This window comes from Ruegeria sp. AM9, from assembly GCF_056540565.1.
This window is the reverse complement of sequence record NZ_JBQFWY010000003.1, coordinates 218,414-235,289: the sequence shown is the minus strand read 5'-3', so window position 1 is coordinate 235,289 and position 16,876 is coordinate 218,414. Positions and strand designations below refer to the sequence as shown.

The window sequence follows — 16,876 nt, the reverse complement described above, 5'->3', positions numbered from 1 at the left end:
AGGGAGAGAGGATGACAAAAAGAGCTTACGTGATCGGCACTGCCGACACCAAGGGGCCGGAACTTCGATATGTGCGCGACCTGATCGATGCGGCGGGGATAGAGACCGTGCTGGTCAATGTCGGCACCAAAGGCGGTGAGACCGGCGTGGATGTAACAGCCGCCAGCGTCGCTGCTTGCCATCCCGACGGCCCGGCATCGGTGTTCGTGAACGACCGGGGGCAGGCCGTGACTGAAATGTCGCGTGCCCTGACCGCATTCGTACTGGGTCGCGACGATCTGGGCGGCATCATCGGGCTGGGCGGCTCGGGCGGGTCAGGGATCATTGCACCCGCGATGCAGGCTTTGCCGATCGGCGTACCCAAGGTGCTGGTCTCGACTTTGGCCTCGGGCGATGTCTCGGCCTATGTCGGCGCGTCGGATGTGAATATGTTCCATCCGGTGACGGATGTCTCCGGTCTGAACCGGGTATCGCGGAAACTGCTGGGCAACGCGGCCCATGCATTGGCGGGCATGATGGCCAATGCTGTGCCAGAGGCTGCCGACGATCGCCCTGCGCTGGTTCTGTCGATGTTCGGCGTCACCACCCCTGCCGTGCAGGCCATCACCGAAGGGCTGGCGGACGATTACGATTGCCTTGTCTTCCACGCTACCGGCAGCGGAGGCCGCTCGATGGAGCAACTGGTCGATCAGGGCGATGTGGCCGGGGTGCTCGATATCACCACGACCGAAATCTGTGACCTGATCGTGGGCGGGATGCTGAGTGCGGGTGAAGAACGGCTCGACAGCATCGCGCGCAGCAGACTGCCCTATGTCGGCTCGTGCGGCGCACTGGACATGGCGAATTTCTGGGCCCCCGAGTCAGTGCCCGCGCAGTTCAAAGGCCGTAAATTCTATCACCATAACGCGCAGGTCACGCTGATGCGCTCGACACCCGAAGAATGCGCGCAGATCGGTACTTGGATTGGCCACAAGCTGAATGCCTGTGACGGACCGGTGCGGTTCCTGCTGCCGCTGCGCGGAGTGTCGGCTCTGGATATTGAAGGCGGCGCCTTCCACGATCCGGCAGCCAACGATGCTCTGTTTCAGGCGCTGGGCGACACGCTGGTCCAAACCCCTGACCGGCAGTTGGTCGAACTGGACCTGCACATCAACGATCCCGCCTTTGCCGAGGCCGCGATCAGCAATTTCAACGAAATCTATGCAAAGAAGGATACCTGAGATGGCAGTCACAGGACGCGCAGAAATCCTTGGCCGCCTGCGGGCCAAAATCGCAGCAGACAAGGTGATCGTCGGCGGCGGAGCAGGCACCGGCTTGTCCGCCAAATGCGAAGAGGCTGGCGGTATCGACCTGATCGTCATTTACAATTCAGGCCGCTATCGCATGGCTGGACGTGGGTCTTTGGCGGGGTATATGTCCTATGGCAATGCCAACGAGATCGTTGTGGATATGGGGCGCGAGGTGCTGCCCGTTGTCAAAAACGTGCCCGTTCTGGCCGGTGTGAACGCCACGGACCCGTTCTGTATCATGGACAAGTTTCTGGACGATCTGGCCGCGATGGGCTTTGCCGGGGTTCAGAACTTCCCCACGGTCGGCATCATCGATGGACGTTTCCGGCGCGAGCTTGAGGCGACCGGCATGTCCTATGACATGGAGGTCGAGATGATCGCCAAGGCCCGTGAACGCGACCTGCTGACCACGCCGTACGTATTCAGCGCTGACAACGCCGCCGAAATGGCCAAGGCGGGCGCAGATGTGATCGTGGCGCATTTCGGACTGACCACCGGCGGATCAATCGGCGCGGGGGACAGCGCACCGGATATCGCAGAATGCGCGCGGCTTTATGACGAATGGGCCGCAGCGGCGCGGGCCTATCGCGATGACCTGATCTTTATCTGCCACGGCGGTCCGCTGGCCGAGCCGGAGGATGCGCAGAAATTCCTTGACCTCTGCCCTGATTGCCATGGCTTTTATGGTGCGTCATCCATGGAGCGTCTGCCCACCGAGCGGGCGATCACAGCCCAGACCGCCGAGTTCGGCAAGCTGCGCCGCGGCGTCGAACGCTCCAAAGGGGTCGCTTGACGACAAAGCGCCGACGTTCAGAACTATTGCACAATCAAAACACTACCGGAGAATTGGGATGATCGGAAAATTCATGCTTTCGGCGGACACATCGCAGGAAACGCTCGATTGGGGCAAGTTGAAATGGATGAGTAATCCGCCGGCGACAGGTGCCGGGCAGCTTACTGTGATCGAGGTCAGCCTTGCGCCCGGTCATGGCCACGATTTTCACAAACACCCCGATCAGGAAGAAGTCATCTACTGTGTCGCCGGGCAGGTCGAACAGTGGCTTGGCGAGGAAAAGCGTGTGATGGGACCGGGGGATTCGGTTTTCATCGGCGCGGATGTGGTTCACGCCACGTTCAACATCGGCGATTCCAATGCAACGCTTCTGGCCATTCTGGGACCATGTGTCGGAGAAATGGGGTACGAGATTGAAGACGTCGCGGACAAGGCGCCCTGGAACGGTCTGCGGTAGACCCGTATGAAAAAAATGCGCCAGCTACATTCACATGTGCACGCTACCCAAAAAATTCTGGATTTGGCAATCTGGCTCAGACGCTGGATGGTGACGGGAAGCTTGGTTTCTCTTTTGGGCGGGATCAGTGTTGCTCAACTGGGTGTCCGTTGCCAGGTCATTAGGGCCATTTGGAGATTGGACGCTGTGCACCTGCCGGGCTGACAACAGGGCTGGGTTGTTCCGACCGAGAGTGTCAACGCTGCCCGTTTTTCGTCTCCGATCAATCGGTGTCAGTGGACCATAAGAGTGCGAGCTTTCCAAGCTCTCGAAAACCATAACCCGCAAACCTTTACATCTAAATGATAAATTGGCCTCAAATTTCGTTGGGACCAAAAGCATGCGAATTTGACACAAAAGCATGCGAAAATCGCTGCTCCGAAAAAAGAAGAAAGCCCACAACAAATGCGGGCTTTCTTATAGGTCGGGATGAAATTTTCCGGATGGTTATGGCTTATTCCAAAGCTCAAACATCTTTTTGGCTAGAAACATCTCTTCGTAGTCGTCCACCGAAAAAGGCGAGAAGCCGAGGTTTTTGGCCAGCCTTGCAGCCCGGGCCGTGCTGGTTCCATATGCTTTGGCGAGTGTAGAAGTATTGTGGATCTTTCTCTCGGGGCATACGGAATTCAGAAACCGCTCCCCTTTTTCAAAGGGATAGGTTCTGAAGGCAAAATCGGTCACGAGCTCAACAAACCCTGAATATCTGGGGTTGTCCAAGTCTACGCGCACAAGCCATCGGGCGAATGCGCCGAAATCTGTATAAAAACCCGGCACAATCGTTGTAGATGCATCCCGGATCTTCCTGAAAGCGGCATTCAAACCAATCGGGCCCTCCAGGAATGCCTCAAATTCGGACGACCGGCCCCGAACAATCAAACACGCCAATTAAAGGAGAACAGAAGTGACTGCTCAACCAACCCCAGACCAACTTGCAACGCTCAAAGCGGTGGCCCGTGGCTACGTGTCCATTGATGGCGAGCGCGCACCTATATTGGAGACGCCCAAGGACTACGGGATGGAATATGAAGATGTCACGTTCACTGCCGATGACGGCATCAAACTGGCGGCTTGGTTTATCCCAGCTGAAGGCTCTAACAAGCTCATAATTTGCAATCATCCGGCCACCCTCAATCGCTATGGATTTCCGGGCCATATGAACCCCTGGAGCGGTTTTCAGAATGTTGAAGTGAAATTCGGCAAAGTGCACAAAGCATTGCATGACGCGGGCTACAACGTTCTAGCTTACGATCTTCGCAACCATGGTGAAAGCGACTCCGCCCCGGACAACGCTTGGGGTCAGGGCTTTGCAGATGAGTACAAAGACGTCTTGGCGGCATTCGACTACGTCAAATCGCAAGACACGCTGAAGGACATGAAAGTGGGTCTGTTCAATCCGTGCGCCGGTGGTGGTGCTGCGATCCACGCGATGTCTGAGAACCCAGAATACTTCGAGGATGTGAAAGCATTTGTTTGCGCTCAGCCTGCATCAATCAATGTCATGTCCAAGGTAGCCCTTGATGGCATGGGTTTGGGAGAGTTTTACGACACGTTTGTGCAAGAAGTCGAAAATGTCAGGGGGCTGAACCTGAATGAGATGACGCCTCATCTTTTCGCCAAGAACATCAAGATGCCGACCTATATTGTGCAGAACAAAGATGATGTCTGGACGGTCCCGGAAGACGTGCAGACCACCTTTGACCTGCTGCCGAACCCAGACAAGAAGCTGCATTGGATCGAAGACGGCGATACGCGCCGCTTCATTGGCTACAACTTCTTCGGTGAACACCCCGAAACGATGATCGAGTTTTTCGACAAGCACATGGGGTGACGGCAAAGCTCCTGCGGTTGCGGTCAGTTTGTCCAGCTTACGATCAATTGAATTTGGCAGAGGTCATCGAGTGACCTCCGCCCTAAAGGATCACTGATTGAAGAATTCGGCGGCTGCGTCGCAGGACGCTTTCACGGCTTCTGGCTTCCAGTAGAAGTCAACGTGGCTGAACTCATCGAAAGCCCGAACATCTGGGTTGTTCGTCAGCCGATCAATGAAGTTCGTAGAACAGATTGCCGTCGCGGCGCTTGTTCCATAGATGACCATCGTCGGTTGCGTGATCTTATCTGCATAATGCTCGGCAATGGAAATCAGCGACTGCATGGGTTGATCGCCAATATGCTCAGCGGTGAAGTTCTTGACCTTGCCATGGCCAGCAACGCCATCCTTGCCGTAGTAGTTATAGGTGTCGTCTGACATTGGAATGCCCAAGGCGTTGAACTCTTCGCGCGTCATCGTGTCGTTCAGTACAATCGGCCAAGTGTAGTCTGCCTCTCCCGTTTCATACATCTTCTGTTTGGAAGCATTGGCCGCCGCGATTGTTTGGTCGGCAATGCCACGATCCCCCCACTGGAACGCATCGGCTGCCATCATGCCGGACACTGTGACGATCTTCTTGATCCGATGATCGGTAACAGCGGCTGAGGAAATGATCGAACCACCCTGACACACCCCGAGACCATAGATTTCCTCCACGAAGGGAAGCGTGCCGAGGTACGACACCGCGTCCCATGTGTTTTCGATCAACCGGAACATATAGCGGCTTTTCTTGTACTCACCTGGCAAGGCCGGAGAGTCGCCCATACCCAAGTAGTCAAAGCCCAAATAGATGAAGCCGCGCGCTGCCATCTCGGGGCCGTAGGTCGCAGGGATTTGCCCTCTGACTTGAGGGAATGGGCTCGCGCCAACGAGCGTCTTGTATCTCTTGTTCGGATCAAAGTCTTCGGGAAGGTACAGGTCACCAACCAAATCCACACCGAACGATTTGAAGGTTACTTGGTTTTTGCCTGCGCTAAGAGTTTGGGTTGTCATAGTCTTGGTCCTGAGCTGGGTTGAAGGCGGTTTGCCTTGCAAAAGTAAATCGTACAGTTTACTTATTGATGGGAGAGGCTTTTGTAAACAGATCTTTTTACTTATTGAGGCGAAATCCGTGAAGCGTACTGAAAAGAAACGAAAAGATATCATCGACGCAGCCATCGATGAATTCAAAGAGCAGGGATTTCTGGGGGCAAAGACCACCTCAATCGCGAAAAAAGCGAACGTATCGAGTCGCACGCTCTACAATCACTTTGAAAGCAAAGAGGCGCTGTTCGACGCGATCTCAGAGATCATGTTGGAACAAAACCGCAGCATGGAGCCGGTCGCCTACGATCCGGATCGCGACTTCGCTGAGCAACTGAAGGATGCGCTGTGGCACTACGTAGGTGTCATAACAGAAGAGACAGCCATCGGGCTAAATCGCATGGTCTTGTCGGAGCTGATCCGCGATCTCGACCGGTCTCGTAAGTTCTTCACAGAGACCGAAACCCACGATTATCCGATGACACGGTTGATCGGCGAAGCCATGGACGCAGGTGTGATCCGCAAAGCCGATCCGGTTTTTGCGACCAACCAGCTTCTGGGGCTCGTGAAAAACTTCTTCTTCTGGCCGGAGTTCTTTCTTGGCGAGAACCCGACGCCCAAGGACGTACTGGACGATTGCGTCGCCATGTTTCTGGCGCACTACAAAGCGGACGTTTGAGTGGTCGTTACGAAGGGCAGCAAAGTCCGCGTCTTGTCTGTTCATGCTGTGAGCAGAGAACGTCGTTCATACCGAGGCTTCACTTGGTACATGTCGCGGCAAAGGTGTAAAGAGAGCCCCCAAGCGAACATTTTTGAATTTCACCGGGAAGGGCCGGAAAGAGTCCAACCCAACGTCTCTATTTTACTGGATTAGCGCTTCATACTCATCGTGCACGTGGTCGTCGATCAAACCATCATTCCGATAGATCACAGACAAATGGTGCACCAACAGTCAAATTGGATCAGTCAGATGAGACTGTTCAACGGTCTCTGGGCGATTGGGGTAAGTTAAGCGTGATATTTATGGTAAACGCTGTGACATGGATTTGTGCTTTGTTCGTTGCACCATTTGACATTGGCTACCTTTGGTTAAGATAAAGAGGATCTTAGAGGTTCGATGAATTACGATAGACTGGGTTTGATTGTTGCATTGGGAGGCTTGGCTGTCTCCATCTGGGTTGGTGTTGATCAGGCAGCAAAGTCAAGAGATGAGATCTACCAATCACGTGTTCAGGCGAGAGCCAGCACCTGCACAAATCTGGCCGCCCATTACGCTGCTCAGTCTTGGCAGTATGCTGCCGTGGAACCTGACGAATTTGAGCTATATGGCTTGGCACCTGAAACAAAATTCTATGGCGAGGATAATCACGAGCGCCCGCAACCGAACCAACTACTCGAAGTCTTGAGCAACAAGGCCATTGCTGCAGCGCGGGCCATTCAGATTTGTATTAATAGCTACGACGATAAGCCAACCATCGATTTTTGTCTGTCAGCTGCAGTAGACTCCAAAGAAAGCGGCTACTGGGTTGATGACGACACTCCCCCAGATCAGGTTCTTGATCGACCAATCTGTTAATCTAGGCTTTCGACTGGGCCTAGGACAACCTCGTGCTAGTGAACTAGCAACTGTCTGAGAACCTCAAATCAACAAACTGAACCAATACAACGCCCCAAAGCCCATGACGGCACCGATCGAGGTCGACATCACTGGAAAAGAACGAATGTTGGCAGTCATTTGGAACCAGGCAAGCAGATAGAGGGCATTCATCATCCTTGCAGTATTTGCCATGCCTCCAACTGTTCCAGCGAGAAGATTGCTGCCAACCAATCCCTCTGTCCTTCAATCGGCAGCTATTGCTGACCTCTAGCAGCGCCAAGTATTCAGACGGGCTGTTCACTCAACCGGAGATCGCTTCACATAACCGCTTGGGAAACTATGGGATTAATCGCGCACTTGGGTCGTTTCGCGCTTTGGATAAAGATCGTTTCCGCGGAAATATCATAAACAATTCAACCGGCTGTCTCACGTGAGTCGGCATTTCAGTGCCCAAAAAGGGAAGCTTATTTCGAGCAAACTTGAGATTCTCTAAGCTCAAGGTCTAGCGCTATACTAGACACAGTCATTCCAGAGGTGACTACTACTCCAAGAAGAGTGGCGAGAACCGAGATCCTTAATACCGGCAAACGATGCCTGTGCTTTATCCCATAGTAGTTGAGAGCCATGGCAGCCAAAAACAGGCCTACGAAACTATTCCAGATCCACAAAATCGCGCCCAATACGTAAAATATGATCCCGGAAAAAGAATCAGTCCAATCATTCCCACATTTGAGCGCTAAAGAACCTGCAAAAATGAGGGCTGACGCCGCAGCAAAAACCGAAATGTACGCAGCTACACTGTTAATGCGCTTTCCATCCAACCATGGCCCGTACTTCTGACGAAACTCTCGATTCTTCGCTACAGCATCCGGGTTCCACTTTCGCTTCATGTTGGTTTTACCTGTTTGACCGTATCCCTGACAGACTTGGCAAACCATTGGCTCAAGCCGATGTCTAACGCTAACCTATAGAATTCTTCATCTTCTCCCTGCAGACCAAACTTTCGGACGATTGCCCGCGTTCCCTTTGTTATGTCAGTTAAATCACCTGACGATACCCATTCAGGATCTCCGACGACGCCTTCGAACTCTGCTATTGCTGCGCCGGGCAGCTGCGCCCCAAAGAGGAGGTAGCGAAGATACTTTAAGAAATGTGGGTGAGTGTAGATTTCTTCACCTTTTCGACCATTTCTTTCGAAGAGTCCTTTGTGAGAAGCTTTGATCCGCCCAATCTGATATTCGGGTTCGAACCAGTACTTCAGGCGTATGTCTGGGATCGCATTTCGCTCAGTGAGAGAGCTAAGCAGCTCCAGTATAAGTGGACCTTGCTTCTTGTACTGTGCATGGTCCAACTTCGTCTGATCGAACTCTATGCCGGCCAACAGCTTGGTTTCTTTATCTGTGGTTTCAATTTTGTAACTCACGTTATCACCTCGTTCACAAGTTCTAGCTAGCCCGCTGAAATTTCATGCTACAAAACCCTTCAGTAGCGTTTCTTGCTTCGTGTCCCCCTAGGTAGCTTGTTGGATTTCCTTTGGTTCGCGCCAGTTTGCAAAGCCTGAAGATTGCGCGTTGAATCTGAACCGCCTTTCGAACGGGGCATGATGTGATCAACTTGCCACCCCATTCGGCTGTTTTTCCCATAAGACGATTTGTAGATCAGATTCCCTTCACTATCTCGCCTGTATTGGTTCGGGTTCTTACCCCTAACTTTTCGTGCCTTCCGCCAGGCAATCTGTGCTTTTGGGTTTGTTGAGTACGGCATCTTATCTCTTTCAGCTGGATCTCACTTAGTTGGTGCTGTCACGCAGCCAGCACGGCTGCGTGATCAATTCAGACCGGCGTACATGTCATGCCGTTGCGTTTCGCGTTGGAAATGCAGTCGCTTTTGTTCATGTAACCTTCGCTTGATGCGCCGACGATGCGGCCGTTCGAGGCGGTACGGCGCCAGCGCCAATTGCTCGCGTTGTCGCGATAGATTTCCCATTTGTCACCGTAGACAGTGCAACTCTCAGTCATAGCAAAACTCCTTTTCATAACGTTTGCTGTTACTTTTTCTGTAGCCCCCATTCGATTCTGTCAACACCTTTTCATAACCCTTGGTGTTACTTTTTATTTTTGACATCTGATTCGCTTTCCATTACACGACGCGTTATGGAAAAGGTGGACAACCACCATGACGCTTAGAGGTTTTTGGATGCAGGTGGCGTTTGAGTCCCGCTCGTTAGGGGACTTGTGCAACAGTGGTTACCGTTTAGTTCGTACTTTGGGAGAAGACGCAGCCGAGAACGTCAAAGACCTTTTGTACTACCTGGATGCAGCGCCAACATTGGCCGACCTTAGCAAATCGCCTCCGGTGCTTAGAAATCAAGTTGTCGAACAGAAAAGACCAATGTTTACAGTTGGTAAGGCTGGAACAGGGCAGATACTGTTCATGCCGTTCGAGCATCGGCCAGACCAAGGTTTAGACAGTATCCGAAGCGTGAGCGTCATTTCTGTGGGAGGAACAGTATGACAGACAGCGCTATTCAGAGCTTTAAGCCAGATTACGCACCGCGTGCGCCAGGTGAGCATTTGCGTCGCTTTCTAGAGGCGCGCGGGATTAAGATCGTTGATTTCGCGCGCCGAACCGGTCGCCCGACAAAGACCATCAGTGAGATTATTTCTGGAAAGGTCGCAATAACTCCGGAGACAGCGCTGCAGTTTGAGCGCGTTCTAGGTGAGAGCGCAGGTTTCTGGTTGGCCCTTGAGGCCAACCATCAGCTTGCCAAAATTCGTGATCGTGAAACAGAAGCCGCAACATCGAAGGACGCGATTGAATGGGCAAAGAACTTTCCAATCGCAGAAATGCTCAAGCTTAAGCTCTTAGACGCAAAACCTAAGGGCTCAGAGATCGTAGATGCCGTCTTAAGAGCATTTAGCGTTAGTAGTATTTCGGCTTGGGATGAGCATTGGCAAAAACGATTGGATCTTTCTCGGTTCAAGCAACAAGGACACAACAGGATCGATCCATATGCCGTAGCGGTTTGGCTTCGACGTGCTGAGGTAGCCGCTGATCGAATAGATACAGCTCCTTATTCCGAGCAAGAATTCAGAAGCAAACTACCTGTTTTGCGGAAGCTTTCGCTCGAACCCTGGGACAATATCTCTGAGAAGTTGATGTCTGAGTGCGCCGAGGCTGGCGTTGCCGTTGCGCTCGTACCTATGGTTTCCAATACTGGCCTTAGGGGAGCAGCATATTGGGCGACAAAAGACAAAGCAGTAATAGTTCTCAGTGATCGCCTAAAGCGTGAAGCAAATGTTTGGTTCTCATTCTTTCACGAGGCGTGCCACATCTTAGAGCACAGCAAAAAAGCGGTGTTTATCGACCAAGAAGATAGTGGAACCGGAGGACGTGACATTGAGGCCGAGGCGGATCAGTTTTCGGCTGAAATATTGGTCCCAGAGGATGTTCTAGAGAGCTTTGTCAGCAAATTCGGAAACTACGTCCCTAGAATGAAAGCCGAAACTTTCAAAGGTTTCGCACGCCAACACGCCGTTCCTCCAGGGTTACTTCTGACCAGGTTGCAGCATCACAAAATTATTCCTCAAAGAACTTCATTGGTGAGCGTTAAGCGCAAGGTCGAGTTCACAGTCGTAGACTAATACTCACTTCGGAGTAACGACTTTGAGCACTTTGCTAACATGCTATGACGCTGACAAATACTGAGATGTTGAGCATACAACAATTCTCTTCGCCCCTCTCCTTGAGCAATTCTGCGGTAGCGTTCGTGCCGGGCGTGTCGGACTCGCTGTTCAAGCACTGCGGTTCCCACCCTAAGGGCGCGTTTCGCTGGGAAGACTAACCCGGCAAGAAAGCTGGCTAAAACTATCAAACTCATGACCTGCGAGGGCAAAGGGCAAGAACCTCAGCAATCGTGACCCCAAAGGCTACGTAGTAAGTTTGTTCACGTTCTGATCTCAAGAGCCGCCTTCAGGCGAGCGAATTCGCAAGCTTATGCTCCAAATTCGCACTCTTATGGTTCATTCACAATCGGTTAAAGTGGTGAGCCGTGCAGGATTCGAACCTGCGACCCACTGATTAAAAGTCAGTTGCTCTACCAACTGAGCTAACGGCCCACTCTTTTGTCTGGATCTTGTCGATCCGTGGCGCTCTCTAAGGCATTTTCCCAACTGGGTTCAAGCCCTTATTTTGCACCTCGTTTCGCCTTAACCTAACTTGTTTCCGGCGCCCCGATAGGCGGCCTAATTAGGCAGGTGGCGCGGGGGGGTCAACCCCTTTTTTCAGGAATCTTCTCCGCAGGGTGGATTCCTTTCCAACGCAGGGTTATACGCGCGCCATGCAACGAATACTGACCTCGGGTTTGCCCTTCATGAAGATGCACGGGCTGGGCAATGACTTTGTCATTGTCGATGCGCGCACGCAAAGCGTTGAGATTACGCCTGCCCTGGCGCGGGGAATCGGGCATCGGCAGTTCGGCGTCGGATTCGACCAGTTGGCAGTGATCGAAAGCGGCGAATCGGATGCGCATCTGGTGTTCTACAATGCCGACGGGTCGACCTCGGCCGCGTGCGGGAATGCCACGCGCTGTATTGCACGGTTCCTGATGGAGGAAACCGGCAAATCCGAGCTGACCCTGACCACAGAACGCGGCACCCTGTACGCTTGCGATGCGGGTGAGGGGCTGACCTCGGTCAACATGGGGCCGCCGCAGTTGGACTGGCAGGAGATCCCGCTGGCCGAAGAAGCCGACACGCTGGAACTGCCGATTGAAGGCGGACCAACCGCCACCGGCATGGGCAACCCGCACTGCACCTTCTTTGTCGAGGATGCCGAAGCCATCCCCTTGACGGAATTTGGCGCGCGCTACGAATACCACCCGCTGTATCCCGAACGCACCAATGTGCAGGTGGCACAGGTCGTAGGCCCCGACCACATCCGGATGCGTGTCTGGGAGCGGGGCGTGGGCATCACGCTGGCCTCGGGGTCGTCTTCCTGCGCAACCGCCGTTGCCGCTGCACGACGCGGCCTGACCGGGCGCAAGGTGCAGATCGATCTGGACGGCGGCACGATCTGGATTGACTGGCGCGAGGACGGCGTCTGGATGACCGGACCCACCTGCCAAGTGTTTTCGGGCACCCTGACCCCGGAATTCCTGAGGACGCTGAGATGAGCGCGCCCAAATTCACCACTCTGGGCTGCCGCCTGAACGCCTATGAGACCGAGGCGATGAAGGAGTTGTCGCAACAGGCCGGCCTGACCGATGCCGTTGTGGTAAACACCTGCGCAGTGACGGCCGAGGCGGTACGCAAGGCTCGGCAGGAAATTCGCAAGCTGCGCCGTGAAAACCCGAATGCACGGCTGATCGTGACCGGCTGTGCAGCACAGACCGAACCCGAAACCTTTTCCGGAATGGAAGAGGTCGATGCCGTTATCGGCAATACCGAGAAGATGCAGCCCGACACATGGAAAGGCATGGCGGCGGATTTCATCGGCCAGACCGAAGCCGTACAGGTCGACGACATCATGTCGGTCACCGAAACCGCCGGACATCTAATCGATGGATTCGGTACCCGTTCACGCGCCTATGTGCAGGTCCAGAATGGATGCGATCACCGCTGCACCTTCTGCATTATCCCCTACGGCCGCGGCAACTCGCGCAGCGTCCCTGCGGGCGTGGTGGTGGATCAGATCAAGCGGCTGGTGGACCGGGGCTATAACGAGGTCGTTCTGACCGGCGTGGACCTGACCTCATGGGGCGCGGATCTGCCCGCGCAGCCCAAACTGGGCGATCTGGTCATGCGTATCCTGAAACTGGTGCCGGACCTGCCGCGCCTGCGGATCAGTTCCATCGACTCGATCGAAGTGGACGAGAACCTGATGCAGGCCATCGCTACCGAGCCGCGCCTGATGCCGCATCTGCACCTGTCGCTGCAACATGGCGACGACCTGATCCTGAAACGGATGAAACGCCGCCACCTGCGCGACGATGCCATCCGATTTACCGAAGAAGCTCGCAAACTGCGCCCCGAGATGACCTTTGGTGCGGATATCATCGCCGGGTTCCCAACCGAATCCGACGCGCATTTCGAGAACTCGCTGAAACTGGTCACCGACTGCGATCTGACCTGGTTGCACGTCTTCCCCTATTCCAAGCGTGAAGGCACCCCAGCGGCCCGGATTCCACAGCAGATCAACGGCAATATCATCAAAGCCCGTGCCGCCCGCCTGCGCGCCGCAGGCGATGCTCAGGTCGCCAAACACCTGACCGCCCAGATCGGCAAAACCCATCACATCCTGATGGAAACCCCCCATATGGGCCGCACCGAGCAATTCACCGAGGTTACTTTCACCACCCCCCAGCCTGAAGGCCAGATCGTGACCGCCAAAATCATAAGCGCCACCGCGACTCAGCTCACAACCTGATCCGCACTTCATCTGGCCAAAAAATTCCCGGCGGAGTGAGCGGTGAAAAAGAAATCGTCCAGTGGACGATTTCAACCGCGAGCGGGCGGAGCCCCGGAATTGGCCGCAGGCCAAGAAGGGGCTGGCCCCTTCACCCCTCGAAAACAAAAAACCCCCGCAGCCGATGGCGCGGGGGTTTTTTGTTTTTAGGAAGATCAGCGCTTAGTGCTTCTTCTTGCCCTTCACAGCAGCCCACAGGCGCTTGTTGACCAGATACAGCAGCACCGACAGCACCGACAGGAAGATCACGCCGACGAAGCCCGAGTATTTGCGCTCCATCATCTTCGGCTCGGCTGTCCACATCAGGAAGGCGGCGACATCCTCGGACATGGCCTCGACCGTGGCCGGGTGACCATCGGTGAACTCGACCTGATCGTCGGACAGCGGCGGTGCCATCGAAATCCAGCCGCCCGGGAAGGCGGTGTTTTCGTACAGGACCGTGCCGGCCTCTTCCTTTTCGTGGCCGGTATAGCCATCCAGCAACGAGGCTATGTATTCCGCACCACCCATGCCTTTGAACAGCTGGTTGATACCCAGACCGTAGGGGCCGTGGAACCCGGCGCGGGCCTTGGCCATCAGGCTCAGGTCCGGTGCGCCGACACCGTCATTGGCCGGGAAGTGATCGGTCGGGATCGCCGGGCGGAAATCGTCCAGCTCGGGATCGAACACTTCAAAGTTGCCCGCCGCGTAGGCGATGACTTCTTCTTCCGAATAACCCAGCGCCTCAAGATCGCGCAGAGGCACGTATCTCAGACCGTGGCAGGCTGCACAGACCTCGGTATAGATCTGAAGGCCGCGCTGCAGCTGGTGCTTGTCCCAGGTGCCGAAGGGCCCCTCGAACGAAAAGTGGAAGTCCTCGATATGCTGCTCGCCGCCACCTGCTGCGAAAGACGCAGCAGGAGCAAGGGCCAGAGCAAACGCGGCACCGATTGCAAGTTTCTTGAACATGTTTCCGGTCCCTCTTCTTACTCGGCCGGCGTGGCGTCGGCGTCAGCCTTGCCATAATGCGCGTTGAAGTCTTCTTCGATGGTCTCGGGCTGTGCCAGAGGTTTCTCGATCACACCGAGGATCGGCAGGATCACGAAGAAATAGGCGAACCAGTAGGCGGACGCGATCAGCGAGAAGGTCGCATAGGGCTCCTCGGCAGGCATCGCACCCAGCCACATCAGGGCAAAGAAGTCGATGATCAGCAGGTAGAACCACCATTTGAACATCGGACGGTACTTGCCCGAACGCACGCTCGAGGTGTCCAGCCATGGCGCCAGGGCCATGGCCAGGATCGCACCGAACATCGCGATCACACCAAAGAACTTGGCGTCGACGATGCCGCCGGTGATGAAGCTGGCGAACTGAACGACCCAGACCTCACCGGTGAAGGCGCGCAGGATCGCGTAGAACGGCAGGAAGTACCATTCGGGCACGATATGCGCAGGTGTCACCAGCGGGTTGGCTTCGATGTAGTTGTCCGGGTGGCCCAGATAGTTCGGCATGAAGCCGACAACTGCCCAGAACACGACCAAGATCACGGCCAGCGCGAACAGGTCCTTGATCACGAAGTAAGGCCAGAACGGCAGCGTGTCTTTCTCGGCCTCGGCTTTCGAGCCACGGCGCACTTCAACACCCGTGGGGTTGTTGTTGCCGGTGGTGTGGAAAGCCCAGATGTGCACGATCACCAGCGCCGCGATAACGAACGGCAGCAGATAGTGCAGCGAGAAGAAGCGGTTCAGCGTGGCGTTGTCCACCGCGGGTCCGCCCAGCAGCCAGGTCTGGATCGCGTCGCCTACGAAGGGGATCGCGCCAAACAGGCCGGTGATCACGGTCGCGCCCCAGAAGGACATCTGACCCCAGGGCAGAACGTAGCCCATGAAGGCGGTGCCCATCATCATCAGGTAGATCAGCATCCCGATGATCCAGGTGATCTCACGCGGGGCTTTGTACGAGCCGTAGAACAGGCCACGGAAGATGTGGATGTAAACCGCAACAAAGAACAGCGACGCGCCGTTCATGTGCAGGTAGCGCAGCATATAGCCGCCATTCACGTTGCGCATGATGTGTTCGATGCTGGCGAAGGCCAGATCAACATGCGGGGTGTAGTGCATCACCAGAACGATACCGGTGACGATCTGCAGCGCCAGGCAGAACGCCAGGACGATGCCCCAGATCCACCACCAGTTCAGGTTCTTGGGGGTGGGGATCATGATGGTGTCGTAAATCAGGCCGACGATGGGCAGGCGGCTGTTCAGCCACTTCTCGCCGTTTGTCTTCGGCTCGTAATGATCGTGGGGAATTCCGGACATCTGGGTCTCCCTTAGCCGAGCTTGATGGTTGTCGCATCCACCCATTCAACGGGCGGAACGGGCAGGTTTTCAGGCGCGGGGCCTTTGCGGATACGACCGGCAAGGTCATAGTGCGAGCCGTGGCAGGGGCAGAACCAGCCGCCGAAATCACCGGCATCGCCCAGAGGTACGCAACCCAGGTGGGTGCAAACGCCCATCTGGACGATCCATGCACCGGGCGCTTCGCCTTCGGGCGACGGCATCACGCGGTTGGCGTCGGTCGCAGGGGCATCGGCAGGCAGGTTGAAGTTGCGCGCCAACGGATCAGGCAGCGCATCTACGCCTTCAGCGTCCTGCTCCTTGGCCTCTTGAATCTCGGCACCGGTACGGTGACGGATGAATACGGGCTTACCCAGCCATTTCACCGTCAGCTGCGTGCCCGGCTCGACACCGCTGACGTCCTGGCGAATCGAGGACAGCGCCTGAACGTCTGCCGATGGGTTCATTTGGTTGATCAGGGGCCATACGGCTGCACCCGTCGCAACGACACCTGCGCCGCCAGCGACGTAGTAGAGGAAATCTCTGCGGGTGCCTTCGTTGTCTTCTGCGTGGGACACGAGGTTTTCTCCGATTCCGGCGCCCGCGATTGCGGGCAAACATGCATCAGCACCGCATCAAAGCGGCGTCTCATCGCGGCTATCTAGCCGGGAGAAATCGGTTCGTCCAGCGGTCATAGGCGCGCACTACGCCGCATCTGGGCATTCATGTCACAACGAAGGGGTGATTTTTCAAGTTTTGGACAGGTTTAAGCGGGGAAATCCGCCGGTCACCGGCCATCGGGGCCAATGTGATTCGCGTCAGATGCGCCTCGCCGGAAAAACCCGCGCCGGGCCGGATTCCACCTGACTGGCGATGCCGGATCTGCAAGATTCTGACCCAGTTTCGCCACGCAATTTTCACCTTTCGGGAAATCCGTGGCCCCGAAAAAACTGAGTTGAAAATAGATATTTTGTAGCGGCTTATGCGGGTTGGTTTTCGATTGCACTTTTAACGGGAATCTACCAAGGGCC

Annotated in this window: 18 protein-coding genes and 1 tRNA gene; 9 read left to right on the top strand and 10 right to left on the bottom strand. The window is 55.2% G+C overall.

From position 1 onward, the window contains the following. The first annotated feature begins 11 nt into the window (after positions 1 to 11). Genes ACR0DO_RS08385 through ACR0DO_RS08375 form a run of 3 tightly spaced genes read left to right on the top strand, consistent with a single transcriptional unit; the run spans position 12 to position 2,539 of the window. A complete protein-coding gene (locus tag ACR0DO_RS08385) occupies positions 12 to 1,220 on the top strand; it encodes a Tm-1-like ATP-binding domain-containing protein (protein WP_480557858.1) in 1,209 nt (402 codons plus the stop codon). 1 nt (position 1,221) lies between these two features. After that, positions 1,222 to 2,082 (top strand): phosphoenolpyruvate hydrolase family protein, encoded by an 861-nt coding sequence (locus tag ACR0DO_RS08380; RefSeq protein ID WP_170672753.1) that lies wholly within the window; start codon positions 1,222 to 1,224, stop codon positions 2,080 to 2,082. A 58-nt stretch (positions 2,083 to 2,140) separates the two neighbouring features. Next, positions 2,141 to 2,539: a cupin domain-containing protein gene (locus ACR0DO_RS08375; protein ID WP_480557856.1), complete on the top strand. Its 399-nt coding sequence runs from the start codon at positions 2,141 to 2,143 to the stop codon at positions 2,537 to 2,539. 486 nt (positions 2,540 to 3,025) lie between these two features. Here ACR0DO_RS08375 and ACR0DO_RS08370 read toward each other — a convergent pair whose 3' ends face one another. After that, positions 3,026 to 3,397, bottom strand: a complete 372-nt coding sequence (locus tag ACR0DO_RS08370) for a hypothetical protein (RefSeq protein ID WP_480557854.1) — start codon at positions 3,395 to 3,397, stop codon at positions 3,026 to 3,028. A gap of 82 nt (positions 3,398 to 3,479) precedes the next feature. On the opposite strand from ACR0DO_RS08370, the gene ACR0DO_RS08365 reads away from it, so the two are divergent. Then, positions 3,480 to 4,406: an alpha/beta hydrolase gene (locus tag ACR0DO_RS08365; RefSeq protein ID WP_480557852.1), complete on the top strand. Its 927-nt coding sequence runs from the start codon at positions 3,480 to 3,482 to the stop codon at positions 4,404 to 4,406. Positions 4,407 to 4,496: 90 nt separating this feature from the next. On the opposite strand, the gene ACR0DO_RS08360 is transcribed toward ACR0DO_RS08365, so the two are convergent. Beyond that, positions 4,497 to 5,438, bottom strand: a complete 942-nt coding sequence (locus ACR0DO_RS08360; RefSeq protein WP_480557850.1) for an alpha/beta hydrolase — start codon at positions 5,436 to 5,438, stop codon at positions 4,497 to 4,499. Between the two features lie 118 nt (positions 5,439 to 5,556). On the opposite strand from ACR0DO_RS08360, the gene ACR0DO_RS08355 reads away from it, so the two are divergent. Beyond that, the gene (locus ACR0DO_RS08355) at positions 5,557 to 6,147 is read left to right on the top strand and encodes a TetR/AcrR family transcriptional regulator (protein WP_480557848.1); all 591 of its coding nucleotides are present in this window, start codon (positions 5,557 to 5,559) and stop codon (positions 6,145 to 6,147) included. Between the two features lie 438 nt (positions 6,148 to 6,585). Continuing rightward, positions 6,586 to 7,044 carry a hypothetical protein gene (locus ACR0DO_RS08350; protein WP_480557847.1) on the top strand — a complete coding sequence of 153 codons (459 nt, stop codon included), beginning with the start codon at positions 6,586 to 6,588 and terminating at the stop codon, positions 7,042 to 7,044. Between the two features lie 63 nt (positions 7,045 to 7,107). On the opposite strand, the gene ACR0DO_RS08345 is transcribed toward ACR0DO_RS08350, so the two are convergent. The 4 genes from ACR0DO_RS08345 to ACR0DO_RS08330 all read right to left on the bottom strand — a co-directional run bounded on the left by ACR0DO_RS08345 (position 7,108) and on the right by ACR0DO_RS08330 (position 9,083). Next, complete coding sequence (locus ACR0DO_RS08345; protein WP_480557845.1) at positions 7,108 to 7,257, bottom strand: hypothetical protein; 150 nt, start codon at positions 7,255 to 7,257, stop codon at positions 7,108 to 7,110. A gap of 694 nt (positions 7,258 to 7,951) precedes the next feature. Then, on the bottom strand, positions 7,952 to 8,488 hold the full coding sequence (locus tag ACR0DO_RS08340) for a hypothetical protein (RefSeq protein WP_480557843.1): 537 nt from the start codon (positions 8,486 to 8,488) through the stop codon (positions 7,952 to 7,954). Positions 8,489 to 8,547: 59 nt separating this feature from the next. Further along, positions 8,548 to 8,691, bottom strand: a complete 144-nt coding sequence (locus ACR0DO_RS08335) for an HNH endonuclease domain-containing protein (RefSeq protein WP_480558171.1) — start codon at positions 8,689 to 8,691, stop codon at positions 8,548 to 8,550. 206 nt (positions 8,692 to 8,897) lie between these two features. Then, positions 8,898 to 9,083, bottom strand: coding sequence for a YegP family protein (locus tag ACR0DO_RS08330; RefSeq protein ID WP_480557841.1), 186 nt, complete (start codon positions 9,081 to 9,083; stop codon positions 8,898 to 8,900). A 492-nt stretch (positions 9,084 to 9,575) separates the two neighbouring features. On the opposite strand from ACR0DO_RS08330, the gene ACR0DO_RS08325 reads away from it, so the two are divergent. After that, positions 9,576 to 10,709, top strand: a complete 1,134-nt coding sequence (locus ACR0DO_RS08325; RefSeq protein ID WP_480557839.1) for a HigA family addiction module antitoxin — start codon at positions 9,576 to 9,578, stop codon at positions 10,707 to 10,709. Positions 10,710 to 11,107: 398 nt separating this feature from the next. Here the strand turns inward: ACR0DO_RS08325 and ACR0DO_RS08320 are convergent. Beyond that, positions 11,108 to 11,183: transfer RNA gene (locus tag ACR0DO_RS08320), tRNA-Lys, on the bottom strand. A 221-nt stretch (positions 11,184 to 11,404) separates the two neighbouring features. Between ACR0DO_RS08320 and dapF the strand changes: the two genes are divergently transcribed. After that, positions 11,405 to 12,238 carry a diaminopimelate epimerase gene (gene dapF, locus ACR0DO_RS08315; protein WP_480557837.1) on the top strand — a complete coding sequence of 278 codons (834 nt, stop codon included), beginning with the start codon at positions 11,405 to 11,407 and terminating at the stop codon, positions 12,236 to 12,238. Next, positions 12,235 to 13,491 carry a tRNA (N(6)-L-threonylcarbamoyladenosine(37)-C(2))-methylthiotransferase MtaB gene (mtaB, locus tag ACR0DO_RS08310; RefSeq protein ID WP_480557835.1) on the top strand — a complete coding sequence of 419 codons (1,257 nt, stop codon included), beginning with the start codon at positions 12,235 to 12,237 and terminating at the stop codon, positions 13,489 to 13,491. The genes dapF and mtaB overlap by 4 nt, the downstream gene beginning before the upstream one ends. A gap of 201 nt (positions 13,492 to 13,692) precedes the next feature. Here the strand turns inward: mtaB and ACR0DO_RS08305 are convergent, their stop codons facing one another. Genes ACR0DO_RS08305 through petA form a run of 3 tightly spaced genes read right to left on the bottom strand, consistent with a single transcriptional unit; the run spans position 13,693 to position 16,423 of the window. Beyond that, the gene (locus ACR0DO_RS08305; RefSeq protein WP_170444405.1) at positions 13,693 to 14,478 is read right to left on the bottom strand and encodes a cytochrome c1; all 786 of its coding nucleotides are present in this window, start codon (positions 14,476 to 14,478) and stop codon (positions 13,693 to 13,695) included. Positions 14,479 to 14,495: 17 nt separating this feature from the next. Continuing rightward, positions 14,496 to 15,827 (bottom strand): cytochrome b, encoded by a 1,332-nt coding sequence (petB, locus tag ACR0DO_RS08300; protein WP_170444408.1) that lies wholly within the window; start codon positions 15,825 to 15,827, stop codon positions 14,496 to 14,498. An 11-nt stretch (positions 15,828 to 15,838) separates the two neighbouring features. Continuing rightward, positions 15,839 to 16,423: a ubiquinol-cytochrome c reductase iron-sulfur subunit gene (gene petA / locus ACR0DO_RS08295; protein WP_170444411.1), complete on the bottom strand. Its 585-nt coding sequence runs from the start codon at positions 16,421 to 16,423 to the stop codon at positions 15,839 to 15,841. Positions 16,424 to 16,876: the final 453 nt, after the last annotated feature.